Below are 15790 nucleotides of genomic sequence, written 5' to 3' on the forward strand. Positions count from 1 at the left end.
GGCGATCCCGACGACCCACCACCGTCGGAGCCCGCCCCGTCGATCACCCCGCTGTCCGCGATCGCCAGGAGGAGCCGTCACCGTGTGCGCCGACACCGATCCCCACGCCGCCCCCGGCCGCACCGACCCCGCCCACGCGGGCCTGGACACCGAACTCACCGACGCGCTGATCCGGACCCGCCGGTTCTTCACCCGCGCCGACGTCACCGAGGACCTGCGGACGCTGCACAAGATCGGCGGACGCCGGGCCGACGCGTTCTACCGGGACCGGTGGAGCCACGACAAGGTCGTGCGCTCCACCCACGGCGTGAACTGCACGGGGTCGTGCTCGTGGAAAGTGTACGTCAAGGACGGGATCATCACCTGGGAGGCGCAGCAGACCGACTATCCCTCCGTCGGCCCCGACCGGCCCGAGTACGAACCGCGCGGCTGCCCGCGCGGCGCGGCGTTCTCCTGGTACACCTACTCCCCCACCCGCGTGCGCTACCCCTACGTCCGCGGGGTGCTGCTGGAGATGTACCGGGAGGCCAAGGCCCGCACCGGTGACCCGGTACTCGCCTGGGCGGACATCGTCGAAGACCCGGACCGCGCCCGGCGGTACAAGGCCACGCGCGGCAAGGGCGGCCTCGTGCGGGCCTCGTGGGACGAGGCGACCGAGCTCATCGCGGCGGCGCACGTGCACACGATCAAGCGGTACGGCCCGGACCGGATCGCCGGGTTCTCCCCGATCCCCGCGATGTCGATGGTCTCGCACGCCTCCGGGGCACGGTTCGTGTCCCTGCTCGGCGGGGCGATGCTGTCGTTCTACGACTGGTACGCCGACCTGCCGGTGGCCTCCCCGCAGGTGTTCGGCGACCAGACCGACGTGCCCGAGTCGGGCGACTGGTGGGACGCCGGTTATCTGATCATGTGGGGGTCGAACCTGCCGGTCACCCGCACGCCGGACGCGCACTGGATGGCCGAGGCCCGCTACCGGGGCCAGAAGGTGATCGCGGTCGCCCCGGACTACGCGGACAACGTGAAGTTCGCCGACGAGTGGCTCGCCGCCCGGCCGGGCACCGACGGCGCACTGGCCATGGCGATGGGGCACGTGATCCTGCGGGAGTTCTTCGTGCAGCGGCGGGTGCCGTACTTCGCCGACTACGTGAAGCGCTACACCGACCTCCCGTTCCTCGTCCGGTTGGAGGCCCGCGACGGTGCCCACGTGCCGGGTAAGTTCCTCACCGCGGCCGACCTCGACGACCACCGCGACGTCGAGCACGCCGCGTTCAAGACCGTTCTGCTGGACGCGGCCACCGGCGCCCCGGTGGTGCCCGGCGGGTCGCTCGGCTTCCGTTACGGCGACGAGGGCGCCGGGCACTGGAACCTCGACCTCGGTGACACCGACCCGCTGCTGTCGGTGGCCACCGCCGACCCGGCGGGCGAGGCGGTCGAGGTGGACCTGCCCCGGTTCGACCCCGCCGACCCCGCAGGCAGTGTGCGCCGCGGCGTTCCCGCGCGGCGCCTCGGCGGGCACCTGGTCACCACGGTGTTCGACCTGCTGCTGGCCCAGTACGGGGTGCCCCGCGACGGACTGCCCGGCTCCTGGCCCACCGGCTACGACGACGCCGACCAGCCGTACACGCCCGCGTGGCAGGAACCGATCACCGGCGTCCCCGCGCGCGCCGCGGAACGCATCGCCCGCGAGTTCGCCACGAACGCCGAGGAGTCGCACGGCCGCTCCATGATCATCATGGGGGCGGGGACCAACCACTGGTTCCACTCCGACGTCATCTACCGCGCGTTCCTCACCCTGACCACGCTCACCGGGTGCCAGGGGGTCAACGGCGGCGGGTGGGCGCACTACGTCGGACAGGAGAAGTGCCGCCCGCTCACCGGCTGGTCCCAGCTGGCGTTCGGCACGGACTGGTCCCGCCCACCACGGCAGATGATCCAGACCGCGTACTGGTACCTGCACTCCGACCAGTTCCGCTACGACCACTTCGGCGCCGACACCTTCGCCGCCGCCACCGGGGACGGGGCGCTGGCCGGGATGACGACCGCCGACGCGATCGCCCGGTCCGCCCGGCTGGGCTGGATGCCGTCGGCGCCCACGTTCGACCGCAACCCGCTCGACCTGGCCGACGACGCGGAACGGTCCGGCATGTCCGCGGCGGAGTACGTGTCCGGCGAGCTCGCGGCGGGGCGGTTGCGGTTCGCCTGCGAGGACCCGGACGCGCCGGAGAACGTCCCCCGGGTGCTGAGCATGTGGCGGGCGAACCTGCTGGGCTCGTCGGCGAAGGGCAACGAGTACTTCCTCAAACACCTGCTCGGCGCGGACGACTCGCTGCGCGCGGACGAGGCCCCGCCCGGGGCACGGCCGGAGGACGTGGTGTGGCGCGACGACGCACCGATCGGCAAGCTCGACCTGCTGCTGACCCTGGACTTCCGGATGACCAGCAGCACGATCTTCTCCGACGTGGTCCTGCCCGCGGCGACCTGGTACGAGAAACACGACCTGAACACCACCGACATGCACCCGTTCGTGCACGCCTTCAACCCGGCGATCGCACCGCCCTGGCAGACCCGCACCGACTGGGCCGCGTTCCAGGCTATCGCCGAGGTGTTCAGCCGACTGGCGGCCACCCACCTCGGGGTGCGCGACGACGTGGTCGCCACGCCGCTGCAGCACGACACCCCGGACGAGCTGGCCACCCCGCACGGGCGGGTCCGGGACTGGAAGACCGGCGAGTGCGACCCGGTCCCCGGGGTGACCATGCCCCGGATCACCGTCGTCGAACGGGACTACCCCGCCCTCGCGGCGAAGATGACCGCGCTCGGCCCGCTGGCCGACAGTCTCGGGGCGACGACCAAGGGCGTCACCTACCGGCTCGACCGCGAGGTCGACCACCTCCGGCACAGCAACGGGGTGATCCGGGGCGGCCCCGCCGACGGCCGCCCGTCCCTGGTGCGCGACGCACACGCCTGCGAGATGATCCTCGCGCTGTCCGGCACCACCAACGGGCACCTCGCCACCCAGGGCTTCCGCACCCTCGAACACCGCACCGGCAGGCCACTCGCCGACCTCGCGGCCGAGAGCGAGGGCAGACGGATCACCTTCGCCGACACACAGGCCGCACCCGTGCCGGTGATCACCTCGCCGGAGTGGTCCGGCAGCGAGACCGGCGGGCGCCGGTACTCGCCGTTCACCGTCAACGTCGAACGGCTCAAGCCCTGGCACACCCTGACCGGTCGGCAGCACTTCTTCCTCGACCACGACTGGATGGCCGAACTCGGCGAACAGCTTCCGGTGTTCCGGCCGCCGCTGGACATGACGGCCCTGTTCGACGAGCCCCGGACCGGCGACGCGGGCGGCGCCGGCATCGCCGTGCGCTACCTGACGCCGCACTCGAAGTGGTCGATCCACTCGGAGTACCAGGACAACCTGTTCATGCTCAGCCTCTCCCGCGGCGGGCAGACGATCTGGATGTCGACACCGGACGCGCGCCGGATCGGCGTGTCGGACAACGACTGGATCGAGGCGGTCAACCGCAACGGTGTGGTGGTGGCCCGCGCGGTCGTCTCGCACCGGATGCCGGAGGGCACCGTCTACATGCACCACGCCCAGGACCGGCTGATCGACGTGCCCCGCGCCGAGGCGTCCGGGAAGCGGGGCGGGATCCACAACTCGCTGACGCGGCTGCTGGTCAAGCCGTCGCACCTGATCGGCGGCTACGGCCAGCTGTCCTTCGCGTTCAACTACCTCGGCCCGACCGGCAACCAGCGCGACGAGGTCACGGTGATCCGCCGCCGCAGCCAGGAGGTGACGTACTGATGCGCGTGATGGCCCAGATGGCCATGGTCATGAACCTGGACAAGTGCATCGGCTGCCACACCTGTTCGGTCACCTGCAAACAGGCGTGGACCAACCGCGCCGGTGTCGAATACGTGTGGTTCAACAACGTCGAGACCCGCCCGGGGGAGGGCTATCCCCGCACCTACGAGGACCAGGAGCGCTGGCGCGGCGGTTGGGAACTCAACCAGCGCGGCCGGCTCAAACTGAAGGGCGGCGGACGGCTGCGCAAGCTGTTGACGTTGTTCAGCAACCCGAAACTGCCCAGCCTGGACGACTACTACGAGCCCTGGACCTACGACTACGACACCCTCACCAGCGCCCCCCTGCAGGAGCACACCCCGGTCGCCCGGCCCCGCTCGCTGATCAGCGGGGAACCCACCGAGATCACGTGGTCGGCGAACTGGGACGACAACCTCGGCGGCGCCCCCGACCACGGCCACCGCGACCCGATGCGCAAGGGCATCGAGGACAAGGTCCAGTTCGAGTTCGAACAGACCTTCATGTTCTACCTGCCGCGGATCTGCGAACACTGCCTGAACCCGTCCTGCGCCGCCTCCTGCCCCTCCGGGGCGATCTACAAACGCACCGAGGACGGCATCGTGCTCGTCGACTCGGACCGCTGCCGCGGCTGGCGCATGTGCGTCTCCGGCTGCCCGTACAAGAAGATCTACTTCAACCACCGCACCGGCAAAGCCGAGAAGTGCACGTTCTGCTTCCCCCGCATCGAGGTCGGCATCCCCACCGTGTGCGCGGAGACCTGCGTGGGGCGGCTGCGCTACATCGGCCTCGTCCTCTACGACGCCGACAAGGTCCTCGAAGCCGCGTCCGCGCCGGACGAGACCGACCTCTACGAATCCCAGCGGCAGGTGTTCCTCGACCCGCACGACCCGGCCGTCGTCCGCGAGGCCGAGCGCGCGGGGATCCCGCACGACTGGATCGAGGCGGCCCAACGCTCCCCGATCCACTCCCTGATCAACGAGTACCAGGTCGCGCTGCCGCTGCACCCGGAGTACCGCACCCTGCCGATGGTCTGGTACATCCCGCCGCTGTCCCCGGTCGTCGACGTCGTCCGGGACACCGGGCACGACGCCGAGGACCACGGCAACCTCTTCGCCGCCATCGACGCGCTGCGCATCCCGGTGGAATACCTGGCGAAACTGTTCACCGCGGGCGACGTGGACCGGGTGAACACGGTGCTGCGCCGCCTGAGCGCGATGCGCTCCTACATGCGCGACATCAACCTCGGCCGCGAACCCGACGAACGGATCGCCGAAAAGGTCGGCATGACCGGCGAACAGGTCTACGACATGTACCGGCTGCTCGCGCTGGCCAAGTACGACGAGCGCTACGTCATCCCGCCCGCGCACGGTGAACAGGCGCACGGGCTGGAGGAACTGGCCACCGAATGCAGCCTGGACTACGAGGGCGGGCCGGGCATGGGCGGGTCCGGCCCGTTCGGCGAGTCCTCCGGAGGTCCGTCACCGATCGCGGTGGAGAACTTCCAGATGCTGCGCGACCGGCAGAACGCCGACACCGTCGCCGCCCCGGTGGACAAGGGCAGCCGGGTGAACCTGCTGAACTGGGACGGCAAGGGACATCCCGAGGGCCTGTTCCCGCCGCGCCCCCAGCCCGGCGAGTCGGCCGGTGGCGACCCGTCCGGGGAAGTGAGGCCACAGCCGTGACCCTCACCGACACCGACCGGGCAATCGCCTGGCAGGCGCAGTCCCTCGTGTTGACCTACCCGGACGAGCGGCTGGCGCAGCGCATGCCGATGTTGCGGGCCGCCACCCGGACGCTGCCGCAGGCGCTGTCCCGCCCGTTGGCCCGGTTCCTCGACCACGCGGCCGCCACCCCGCTGCTGGAGCTGGCCGCCGACTACGTCGCCACGTTCGACCACCGCAAACGGTTCAGCCCGTACCTGACCTACTTCACCTACGGCGACACCCGCAAACGCGGCATGGCGCTGCTGCGGTTCAAGCACGCCTACCGCAGCGCGGGGCTCGAACTCGACGAGGACGAACTGCCCGACCACCTCGCCGTCGTGCTGGAGTTCGCCGCCACCGGCGACGCGGCCGCGGGCAGGCGGCTGCTCGTCGAACACCGCGCCGGACTGGAACTGATGCGACTGGGGCTGCGGGAGAGCGGCTCCCCCTGGGCACACGTGCTGGAGTCCGTCTCGGCGACCCTGCCGCCGCTCGGCGGGCGGGAACACGAGGCGGTCGCCCGGCTCGCCGCCGAGGGGCCACCCGAGGAGGAGGTCGGGCTGGACCCGTTCGCCCCACCCGAGTACATGCCCCCGACGGGAGGGTCCCGATGAACCACCCGATCGCCGCGCAGGACGCCCCGACCGCCGTCGGCACGCCGGCGATCCTGCTGTGGGTCGTCGTCCCGTACGTGTCGATCGCGATCTTCGTCGTCGGGCACGTGTGGCGCTACCGCTACGACAAGTTCGGCTGGACCACCCGCTCCTCCCAGCTCTACGAGAACCGGCTGCTCCGGCTGGGCAGTCCGCTGTTCCACTTCGGCATCCTGGTCGTCGCGGTCGGGCACGTCGGCGGCCTGCTCATCCCGAAGTCCTGGACCGGGGCGGTCGGGATCAGCGACACCGCCTACCACGTCATGGCGGTCGCACTCGGCGTGGTCGCCGGGTTCGCCACCCTGGTCGGCGCCGCGATCCTGGTCTACCGGCGCCGCACCGTCGGGCCGGTGTTCTCCGCGACCACCCGCAACGACAAGGTCATGTACGTGCTGCTGCTCGGCACGATCGTGCTCGGCCTCGGCACCACCGTGCTCGGCAATCTCGTCGAGAACCCGCACGACTACCGGGAGACCGTGTCCCCGTGGTTCCGGTCGATCTTCTCCTTCCAACCGGAGCCGGAGCTGATGACCCGGGCCACCCTCGGCTTCCAGCTGCACGCCCTCGCCGCATGGGCGCTGTTCGCGTTCTGGCCGTTCAGCCGCCTGGTGCACGTGTTCTCGATGCCGCTGGGCTACCTCACCCGGCCCTACATCGTCTACCGCAGCCGCGACGCCGCCCGGGACAGCCGGACGGCCCGCCGCGGCTGGGAACGGGTGCGGTGACCGGAGCGATCGACCATGCGGTCGCCGACCACGTGGTTGTTGACCACATGCCGACAGCACCCCGGCACCCGCTGTACACTCCTCCAGGACTCTCGCAGAGCCGGGTTCGAGGAGGCAGAGTGGAGGAGGAACCGTCCCCGACGGTCATCGACCGGACCAGGGCCAGCACGGCCCGTGTCTACGACGTCTTCCTCGGCGGCAAGGACAACTACCAGGTCGACCGGGACGTGGCGGGCGCCGTCATCGAGCAGATCCCGCAGACCATGCGGTTCGCACAGGAGCACCGCGCCTGGCTGATCCGGGTCGTGCGGTTCCTCGCGAAGGCGGGGATCGACCAGTTCCTCGACTGCGGGTCCGGCCTGCCGACCGCCGAGAACACCCACCAGGCCGTCCAACGCGTCAATCCCGAGGCCCGCGTCATCTACGTGGACAACGACCCGACCGTGTGCGCCCACGGGCGCGCCCTGCTGGAGGAGAACGACCGCACCCACTTCGTCGCGGGCGACCTGCGCAATCCGGCCGACCTGTTCGCCGACGAGACCCTCACGAAGTATCTCGACCTTCAGCGGCCGATCGGGCTGATCCAGTGTTCGACGATCCACCACGTGCCCGACTCCGACCGTCCGCATGAGATCATGCGCGACTACGTGGACCTGCTGCCGTCGGGCTCGTACCTGGCGCTCACGCACTGGCACGACCCTGCCGACGGCGGCGAGGGCAGCGACATCGCGCGCTTCATCGAGGAGACGTTCAACAACAGCTCGATGGGCTCGGGCAACTTCCGGAGCCGCACGGAGATCGAACGATTCTTCACCGGGCTGGAGTTCGTGGAACCGGGACTGACCCTGCTGCGCGACTGGTGGCCGGACGGCCCGCACATGACCCCGGCCGACGCCGTCGATGAGATCGTCCTCGCCGGGGTGGCCCGCAAGCCCTGACCGGACCCGACGAGGACGCGGCCACCCGGGACTCAGCGGCAGAACTCGGCCGTGAACACCTCCGTCATGAGGTCGTCGTCGTGCCAGTTGTCGTTGGCGTTCACCGACAGCACGTGGCGACCGTCGGCGGTCGACACGGTCCGGGCCACCGAACCGAGAATGTCACCGTCGTGGCCCCACCGCGTCCCACAGGGCAATTGGTAGGTGCGGACCCCGAGCCCGTAGTGGTATCCGCGCCCGGTGTCGACCCCGGTGAGCAGTGCCCGCTGCTGTGCTGCGGGCAGGATCCGCCCCGCGAAGAGCGCACGGAAGAACCGGTTCAGGTCCCGGGTGGTGGAGATGATCTCGCCGGCCGCACCGGCGAGGGAGGGATTGAACTCGGTCGCGTCGTAGATCTTCGCGTCCGGTGCGTCGACGAACAGCCGGGAGTACGCCCGCGCGTGGGGTTCCGGAAGTGTGGGCGAAAAGCCGGGAACAACGGTCTCGTGCAACTGGAGCGGCCGGAGCACCCGGGTCCGTACCGCGTCGGCATAGCTCTCCCCGGTCGCCGCCTCGATGATCATTCCCGCCAGAAGGTAGTTGGTGTTCGAGTAGCTCCACCCGGTTCCCGGGGCGAACAGGGGAGGATACGCCGTGGCGATCTCCACGAGCGATTCCGGTGTCCAGCTGTCGTACCGGTGCTCCAGAAACGCCGGACCACGGTAGCGCTCGACGAACTCGCGAGCCTGGAGGATGTCGAAGATACCGCTGGTGTGGTTGAGGAGCTGGCGGATCGAGATTCGCCGCGCGTCGTAACCGGTGTCGTCGAGCGTTCCGGGTAGCCACTCCTCGACACTGTCCTGCAGGCTCAGGTGTCCTTCCGCCTCGAGGGCGAGCACCGTGACGGCGGTGAAGGTCTTGGTGACACTGCCGATCCGGAAATGCTCCGCCGGCACCCGCGGGCGGTTCCGGTCCAGATCGGCCACGCCGGCCGAGCCCTGCCACGACCGCCGCCCCAGGTCCGCCCTGGCGACGACACCGGGCGTGCCCTGTGCGACGAGTTCCTCCAATGCGGCAGCGGTGGCGGCATGGCCCGGATCGCCGGACCACGACGGAGGGTGCTGGCGGGCGGCCGCGGCGGACATCGGCACCGACGCCATGGTGACCACGACCGCCACGCCGAGGCCGACAGTTGTCCGGAACCCGTGGACGACGCGGGGTGCGCTGAATTGGCTCATACCTGTGACGGTAGGGAGAACCGGCGACTTCGCCATCGGGGAACACCCTGACCGTGCCCCTGGTCTCAGCCACGGGTCCGGCCCGCCGGGTCGGACGGCATTGAAAGGCGGTCTCACGCGTCGGTGAGGTGGGTGGTGAGGCGGTGGTTCAGGTCGGCGACCTCGGGGATGGCGGTGTGGCGGGTGGTGTGCTGGTTGAGGTGGCGGAGGTTGGTGAGGGCGCGTTGGGAGCGCAGGGTGTCGGTGTGGTCGAGGGCGCCTGCGGCGATGTGGGCGGCTTCGCGGGGGTCGCCGGTGGTGAGGGTGTGGGTCGCCAGCCGGATCTCGGCGAGGGTTCTGGAGCGGGTGTAGGCGGGGCCGTAGCCGTGGATCGAGTCGGTCAGCCGTCGGGTGGCCTCGTCCGTGCCGTGACCGGTGGGTGTGGCGAGAGAGGCGAGTGCTTCTCCGGCGACCGCGTTGTGCTCTGCCGGGTCGTAATGGGCCAGATAAATCGGGTCGTCGTCGGCCCGGCTGTTGTCCAGATGTTCGTCGGCCGTGCCGACAGCGGTACGGGTCTCTTCCGTCCGGTACATGGCGGCGAGCACACGGGCACGCATGGTGTGCAGGCGCGCGAGGTGTGTGGCAGGGAGGCGGTCGGCGCGGACGAGGGCGAGGTCGGTGTGGGTGAGTCCCGTCTGTGGGTTGCCGAGCCATACCGACTGTTGCGCCATGTTGCCGAGGATCAGCGCCCGCAACGGCCAGTTGTCGGCTTCTTCGGCGCAGGCCAGAGCGAACGTGAACAGGCGCTCGGCTTCGTCGTGCGCGGAGGCGTCGAACGACATGAAGGCGGCGACCTCGGCGACGTGGGCGACGGCACTGTGCAGGTCGCCGCGCAGGTGCTCGGGGCAGGTCGCGTTGAGCAGTTCGGCGGAGAAGCGCAGTTGCGCGAGCACGGCTTCGCGGGCCAGCCCTCCGCCGTGGGTGAAGTCCCAGGTCTCGAAGGTCTTGGCGGCGTTGCGGATGTGTTCGATCTCGGTGGTGCCGATGCGGTTGGGGACCGGGGTGCTGGCGTGTGCGGTGCCGTTCAGCAGGGTGGTCAGGGGGGTGGTGGCGAGGACTCCGGCGGTCAGGGCGGTGGTGCGGAGGAAGGTTTTGCGGTCCACGTCGGTCAACCTCACAACGGTTCGGCTGGGGTTGTGGAATCCGAGGGCGCTGTTGGTGGGGGCGCCGAGGATCGAGCGGAGGGCTTCGCGGTAGTGGCGGCTGGGCCAGGAGATGACGCCGCGTTCGAGCTTGCCGATGTAGTTGCTGTCGAGCTCGACCCGTGTGCCGTGGTGCTGCCAGAGGTAGGTGTTGATCGCTTCGGCGAGTTCCTGGCGGGACAGGCACTCGTCCGGGCTGTCGGCCGAGGCGGTGCGGTGGCGTGCCTGGCGGAGCTGGTCGTTCGGGGTTGGCACGAGGAGCGGGACCCTTTCCGGACACGGGATGTGATCCACGCCATCGTGACACGGTGCGTGTGCCGGTCACTACCGCACGAGTGGGGGAGAGTCCGGACCTCCCCGCATCCTCCCCTGGACATCCCCTCGGGGAAGCGGTTCGGAACGGGTGATGGTCCGGCGCCTTCTCCCGGACGGTCTCGCCCCAGGCTCGTTCCGCTCGGCGCTCGGCTCGCCCCGGAGGGCGCCACGGCCGCGGGCCTCGCCGATCACCGCGGCGACGTGGGTGCCTGCCGTGGCGTGCCCCGCCTCCCGGAGGGCGGGGCACGCCACGCGGTCAGTCCACGGAGTCGCGGTGCCGACCGGCCAGGACGTCGGTGCCGTGCAGAGTCGATTCGGAGGGCTGGGAGATCAGCCGCGGATCCGCCACGAGGTACTCCCTCGTCTCCCGGGCGATCAGTCCGGCACACACCACCAGTCCGATCAGGTTGGGCAGCGCCATCAGCCCGTTCGCGACGTCGGAGAAGGCCCAGACCAGATTCAACTCGGTGGTCGCGCCCACCAGGATCATCACGGTGAACACCACCCGGTAGGGCAGCACACCCCGGATGCCCACGAGCCGCTCCACGCAGCGCTCCCCGTAGTAGGCCCAGCCCAGCATGGTGGAGAAGGCGAAGAACACCACCCCGGCGGTCACGACGTAGTGCCCCCACTCCCCCGGCAGCCCGCGGGTGAAGCCCTCCGCGGTCATCTCCGCCCCCTCGATGCCGGACGTCCAGGCCCCCGTGGTGACGATGACCAGCCCGGTGAGCGAGACCACGATGATGGTGTCGATGAAGGTCTGGGTCATCGACACCATCGCCTGGCGGACCGGATGCCGGGTCTGCGCGGCCGCGGCGGCGATCGCGGCCGAGCCCAGACCGGACTCGTTGGAGAAGATCCCGCGGGCGACGCCGTACTGCAGCACGATGATGAAGGCCGACCCGGCGAAGCCGCCGGTGGCCGCGGTGCCGGTGAAGGCATCGGTGAGGATCATCCCCAGTGCGGCCGGCACCTCACCGAGGTTGAGCAGCAGCACGGTCAGCGCACTCAGCACATAGACCACGATCATGAACGGCACGAACGCCGAGGTCACCCTGCCGATCGACTTGATCCCGCCGATCAGGACGGCACCGGCGGCGACGGTGATGACGACACCCACCGCCCAGGGTGGAATCCCGAAGGAGCCCTCCAGGGAGGCGGCGACCGTGTTGGACTGGGTCATGTTGCCGATCCCGAAACTCGCGAGGATCGCGAACACGGCGAAGGCGATACTGAGCACGAGCCCGAACCGGTTCGGGATGGCCCTGGCCAGGTAGTACTGGGGGCCACCGGACATCTCCCCGCGGGCGTCCCGCGTGCGGAACCGGACCGCCAGGAACGCCTCCGCGTACTTCGACGCCATCCCCACCAGCGCGGTGACCCACATCCAGAACAACGCTCCGGGGCCGCCCCAGTAGATCGCGGTCGCGACCCCGGCGATGTTGCCGACCCCGACCGTGGCGGCCAGCGCGGTGGTGAGCGCCTGGTAGTGCGAAATGTCGCCGTCCGCGTCCGTGTCCCGGCGGCGGAACAGCGCCAGCCGCAACGCCGGGACGAGCTTGCGGAACTGTACGCCGGCCAGCCGCACGGTCAGGTACAGGCCGGTCCCCAGCAGTAGCGGGATCAGGAGGAACGGACCCCACACCACATCGACGACCTCGTCCAGCAACTCCTCCATATCCACTCCTTCTCGGCTCGGGTGGTCGGGGCCGACCGGACGAGTCCGTCCGCACCGACGCGGGAGCGCAAACCGGTGCGGGGACCGGTGTCACTCCCCCGGCACCGCCACGGCGGTGCCTCCCAGTGTGGGTGCGTGGCAGGGTCAAGATCGATTCGGGTGCGGCGGTACGGCACGCGTCGACGAGGATCGGGGTGGAGTCGAGTCAGCGACTGCCTACGAAAGGCCAACCACTGCGGCGCCAGCCGAGCGGAAGCGAGCGGACGAAGTAGTGAGCGCTGTCGTCGCCAGTCCCGCGCACTGCGAGGTCACTCTCGGCATCCCGACGGCTGGCGAAGACGCCGACAGCAATCGGATCTGCCGCTTCCGCCCCGCTGTCACCTCCAGCTGCCAGGAACACGATGTGTACGTCGTCGCCGACCCGACCTGCCACTTCGTGCGTTTCCCACACCACTCGTGTCCCGGGTTCCCCATCCGCCACCTCGGCTTCGATGGCTCGCGCTTCGTCTTCGGTCGACACGACAGCGATCAGCGGTTCCGCCTGCCCCGGGCCACGACGTGCGTACAGAAGGGTGATCACGCTTCCCACCGCCGAGTAAAGACCGGGTCGGTCACGACCTCACACATCGCCTTCGGGTACGGGCAATTCCGCCGCATCACCTGCGGGTCGGCCGGCGGAAGCGCCGGGAAGCGAGCCGTTGCCCGCCTCGAGGGGGGCGTAGCGTCGCTGTTGCAGCTTCTCGCGTTCGACGTCCGGGATCGTCATCGACTCGGCGAGCACGGCGGCGAGGGCGTCCACGTGCGTGTTGTCGATGTCCGGGTGGAACACCCACCGGATGTTCTCCTCGCTCGTGATGACGTCGATCGCCGAGCGTCCACCGCTGTCCTGTGCGGTCCCTGCCCGGACATAGCGCACTCGGTCGATCGGAATGTCCTGACCGATCTCCCCTTGCGCGAGGAATGCGCTCGCCCTGGTCATGACGATGCGGCGATCCGTGACGGCGACCAGTGTCTTCGCCGCCGCCTTGTCGATCGCCGCCGCCAACTTCCCCTTCGCTCCGCTGAAGAACGCAGGAACGGCATCGTGGGCCTCGAGTTGGTCGGGAAAGCCGAGGACACGGAGGGTCTCACCGTCCTCGAGGAACCATCGCAGGATGCGGAGGTACGGTTCGAGGTCCAGCGATTCGGGTGCGCAGACGACGTCCGGAGCCTCGATCGGGGGCACCGGCGGGTGGAGAGTGTCGGCAAGAGGCTCGAGCGCCTCCAGAAGGCGGGCGGAGATCTCGCGGGCTGCCTTCGCGTCCCTCCGCCTCCCCGGCTGCGGTAGTGTGCCGGAACCGGGAAGCTCGGCGACGATCCGCAACTCCCGCGTCAGCGAGTCGACGAGGCTCGTCGTCTCGGCGAGCGCGGAGTCGAACTCCTCGCGAGTCTCGCGCGCCATGACGTCGGCGAGCCGTGCCTCACCGGCGTCCTCGGGTCCGGCGGCTCTCGCCCGCGCGGCGTGCAGCGCCTGATAACCGGTCAATGCCTTGAGGGAGGACAGGAGGGCGTTGGCGTCGAAGAAGATCGCCGAGGCGTTCGTCTGGAGATACTCACGGCGGCCGTGCGGGTCGAGCTCGTGGATCTGCTTGATGTGGTGGCGAACGTTCAGTTGGTACTGATTACGCTGCGTACGCAGGGACGCTTCACTACCCGCGATGCTGTCCCACAGCGAGGCGGGGACCGACCCGATCTCTTGCGCCCGGTCGACCGCGCGCTCGACGGTGGCGACGAGGCCCATCAGTTCGGCCCACTGCTCGTTGCGGATGGTGGTGAGTACCTGGTTCGTCAGTGCGATGTTGGTCCGGACAAGACCCGTGATCTCGCTCAACTGCATCTGCAGGCCGACCATGGCCAGTGCCGGCCCGATCGCGGCCGCGGTCTGCGCCGCGCTCACCGTACTCACGGGGAGGAAGCGGGCCTGAGCCATCTTGCCGTTGAGGAGCACTGTTCCGAGGTTCGCGCCATCCTTGACGGCGAGCGTTCCACCGGAGCTCATCAGTGCCCGTGTCGCGTTATCGATTCTGTAGAGCCCCTGCACGCCGGCGAATGCGTTCCCGAGGTTGCCGGCCACGGTCGCCGTGTTCCCGATCGCGGCGAGGGCTGTGGCGATCTGCTCGCGGTCGGCGGCCGGCACGAGCCCGAAATCGACCAGGCCGGGCTCGAGTTCCGCCGGGACCTCCTCACCGAAGACGACAGCGATCCCCGGGAGCACCTCCGCCAGGACCGTCGATGCCGTCGGTTCGATGTCCGAGTTGAAGGTCGACCGGTCCCCGACAGCTGGCTCGGCGGTATCGCTGCGGCCGCCGTTCTCCCTGGTCTCGGCGATCTCCCTCGAATCCGAAGGGTCCTGCATGCGATATCCTCCCGTGAGGGCGCGCACCGACCGGACATCGGCCGCGTTCGCGGCCGGAGTCTACGACTCGACGCCCTGCGGTCCAGTGGCAACCCGACGTGTCACGTGCGCGCCGACTTCCGGGGCACGGGTAGTTCTGTCACGGGTCCGGTCCTTTCCTCCCACATCCGGGGAGACGTCGGATCCCGTACGGCCCGGTGTTACACGGTCACGCCCGCTCGCCGTTCGGTTGGTGGCCCAGGCCCGCCATACCACCCGATCCTCCGGCCCGATGGCGCCGATCCGGTGGCGCGCTCAGGGCCTCAGGTAGCGGTCCAGCAGGAGGGTGAGTTCGTCGTCGAGCGCGTCGTAGGAGTCCTCCGGGACGAGGACCGGTCCGGTGAGGGTGAACGACCACGCGGTGAGCAGCACCGACCGCGCGAGCATCGCGGGCTCGCCCGCGCGGACGGAGCCGTCCCGCAGGCCGCGGCGCAGACCGTCCTCGATCATCGCGAGCTGGGCGTCCGAGGTCGCCCCGGTGCGGTGCAGCAGGTACGGGACGAGGAACTCCGGGTCGACCTCGACGATCTTGCGCACCAGCGGGTGCACCCGCAGGGTTCCGACCAGGTGCGTCACCGAGGACACGACGGCCTCCCGCCCGGTGCCGCCGGCGTCCGGCGCCTGTGTGGCGAGAGCGGCGAACTCGCGGGTGACCAGGGCGGCCACCACGGCGCGGACGTGGGGCCAGCGGCGGTAGAGGGAGGCGCGGGAGATGCCGGCGCGCCGGGCGATGTCGGCCATGCTCATCCGCCGCATCCCGACGGCCAGCAACAGGTCGTGGGCCGCGTCCAGGATCGACTCCTCGGGGATCACGTTGGCGGCGCGGGGCGCCCCGGTCTCCCCCGGTGCAGGGTCCGGGCCGGAACCCAGCTCTTTGCGCCGCTGCGACACCATATGTCACAGTGTAACAGCGATCAGTTGGAGGTGCCCGCGAGTGACCGAGTACGACCTGCCCGCTGTCGACCGCCACCCGTATCTGTGGGGCGACGTCGACGCACCCGGCCACCTCCCGGAGGCCGCCGCCGACGCGATGACCGCACTGGGGGCCGTCCCACCCGGACCACCCGTGGACCCGGCCGACGCCCGCCTGCCGGAGGCCGCCCTGCCCGCC

At 70.0% G+C, this 15790-nt stretch carries 11 protein-coding genes; 5 read left to right on the top strand and 6 right to left on the bottom strand.

Annotation, left to right across the window (positions count from 1 at the left end):
• Positions 1-82 precede the first annotated feature (82 nt).
• From SACPADRAFT_RS0202055 to SACPADRAFT_RS0202075, 5 genes are all read left to right on the top strand, one after another.
• The gene (locus SACPADRAFT_RS0202055) at positions 83-3814 is read left to right on the top strand and encodes a nitrate reductase subunit alpha (RefSeq protein WP_007023894.1); all 3732 of its coding nucleotides are present in this window, start codon (positions 83-85) and stop codon (positions 3812-3814) included.
• A complete protein-coding gene (narH, locus tag SACPADRAFT_RS0202060) occupies positions 3814-5517 on the top strand; it encodes a nitrate reductase subunit beta (protein WP_007023895.1) in 1704 nt (567 codons plus the stop codon). Before SACPADRAFT_RS0202055 ends, narH begins: the two co-directional genes overlap by 1 nt.
• Complete coding sequence (gene narJ, locus SACPADRAFT_RS0202065; protein ID WP_007023896.1) at positions 5514-6152, top strand: nitrate reductase molybdenum cofactor assembly chaperone; 639 nt, start codon at positions 5514-5516, stop codon at positions 6150-6152. Before narH ends, narJ begins: the two co-directional genes overlap by 4 nt.
• Positions 6149-6916: a respiratory nitrate reductase subunit gamma gene (narI, locus tag SACPADRAFT_RS0202070; protein WP_007023897.1), complete on the top strand. Its 768-nt coding sequence runs from the start codon at positions 6149-6151 to the stop codon at positions 6914-6916. The genes narJ and narI overlap by 4 nt, the downstream gene beginning before the upstream one ends.
• A gap of 119 nt (positions 6917-7035) precedes the next feature.
• Complete coding sequence (locus SACPADRAFT_RS0202075; protein WP_007023898.1) at positions 7036-7854, top strand: SAM-dependent methyltransferase; 819 nt, start codon at positions 7036-7038, stop codon at positions 7852-7854.
• Between the two features lie 32 nt (positions 7855-7886).
• Here SACPADRAFT_RS0202075 and SACPADRAFT_RS0202080 read toward each other — a convergent pair whose 3' ends face one another.
• The 6 genes from SACPADRAFT_RS0202080 to SACPADRAFT_RS0202100 all read right to left on the bottom strand — a co-directional run bounded on the left by SACPADRAFT_RS0202080 (position 7887) and on the right by SACPADRAFT_RS0202100 (position 15573).
• Positions 7887-9071, bottom strand: coding sequence for a serine hydrolase domain-containing protein (locus tag SACPADRAFT_RS0202080; RefSeq protein ID WP_233357102.1), 1185 nt, complete (start codon positions 9069-9071; stop codon positions 7887-7889).
• A 113-nt stretch (positions 9072-9184) separates the two neighbouring features.
• Positions 9185-10507 (bottom strand): hypothetical protein, encoded by a 1323-nt coding sequence (locus tag SACPADRAFT_RS0202085; RefSeq protein WP_007023900.1) that lies wholly within the window; start codon positions 10505-10507, stop codon positions 9185-9187.
• Positions 10508-10823: 316 nt separating this feature from the next.
• Positions 10824-12245, bottom strand: a complete 1422-nt coding sequence (locus tag SACPADRAFT_RS0202090) for an alanine/glycine:cation symporter family protein (RefSeq protein WP_007024067.1) — start codon at positions 12243-12245, stop codon at positions 10824-10826.
• A gap of 205 nt (positions 12246-12450) precedes the next feature.
• On the bottom strand, positions 12451-12825 hold the full coding sequence (locus SACPADRAFT_RS31105; protein WP_157577017.1) for a hypothetical protein: 375 nt from the start codon (positions 12823-12825) through the stop codon (positions 12451-12453).
• A gap of 39 nt (positions 12826-12864) precedes the next feature.
• Entirely contained in the window at positions 12865-14640 is a 1776-nt protein-coding gene (locus SACPADRAFT_RS0202095) for a hypothetical protein (RefSeq protein ID WP_007024068.1), read from the bottom strand.
• Positions 14641-14934: 294 nt separating this feature from the next.
• Positions 14935-15573 carry a TetR/AcrR family transcriptional regulator gene (locus SACPADRAFT_RS0202100; protein ID WP_007024069.1) on the bottom strand — a complete coding sequence of 213 codons (639 nt, stop codon included), beginning with the start codon at positions 15571-15573 and terminating at the stop codon, positions 14935-14937.
• Positions 15574-15790: the final 217 nt, after the last annotated feature.

This window comes from Saccharomonospora iraqiensis subsp. paurometabolica YIM 90007, from assembly GCF_000231035.2.
GTDB lineage: Bacteria > Actinomycetota > Actinomycetes > Mycobacteriales > Pseudonocardiaceae > Saccharomonospora > Saccharomonospora paurometabolica.

Coding starts and splice junctions, on each gene's coding strand:
- SACPADRAFT_RS0202100 (WP_007024069.1), bottom strand. CDS start 15,573: ATGGTGTCGCAGCGGCGCAAAGAGCTGGGTTCCGGCCCGGACCCTGCA.
- SACPADRAFT_RS0202090 (WP_007024067.1), bottom strand. CDS start 12,245: ATGGAGGAGTTGCTGGACGAGGTCGTCGATGTGGTGTGGGGTCCGTTC.
- narH (WP_007023895.1), top strand. CDS start 3,814: ATGCGCGTGATGGCCCAGATGGCCATGGTCATGAACCTGGACAAGTGC.
- SACPADRAFT_RS0202080 (WP_233357102.1), bottom strand. CDS start 9,071: ATGAGCCAATTCAGCGCACCCCGCGTCGTCCACGGGTTCCGGACAACT.
- SACPADRAFT_RS0202095 (WP_007024068.1), bottom strand. CDS start 14,640: ATGCAGGACCCTTCGGATTCGAGGGAGATCGCCGAGACCAGGGAGAAC.
- narI (WP_007023897.1), top strand. CDS start 6,149: ATGAACCACCCGATCGCCGCGCAGGACGCCCCGACCGCCGTCGGCACG.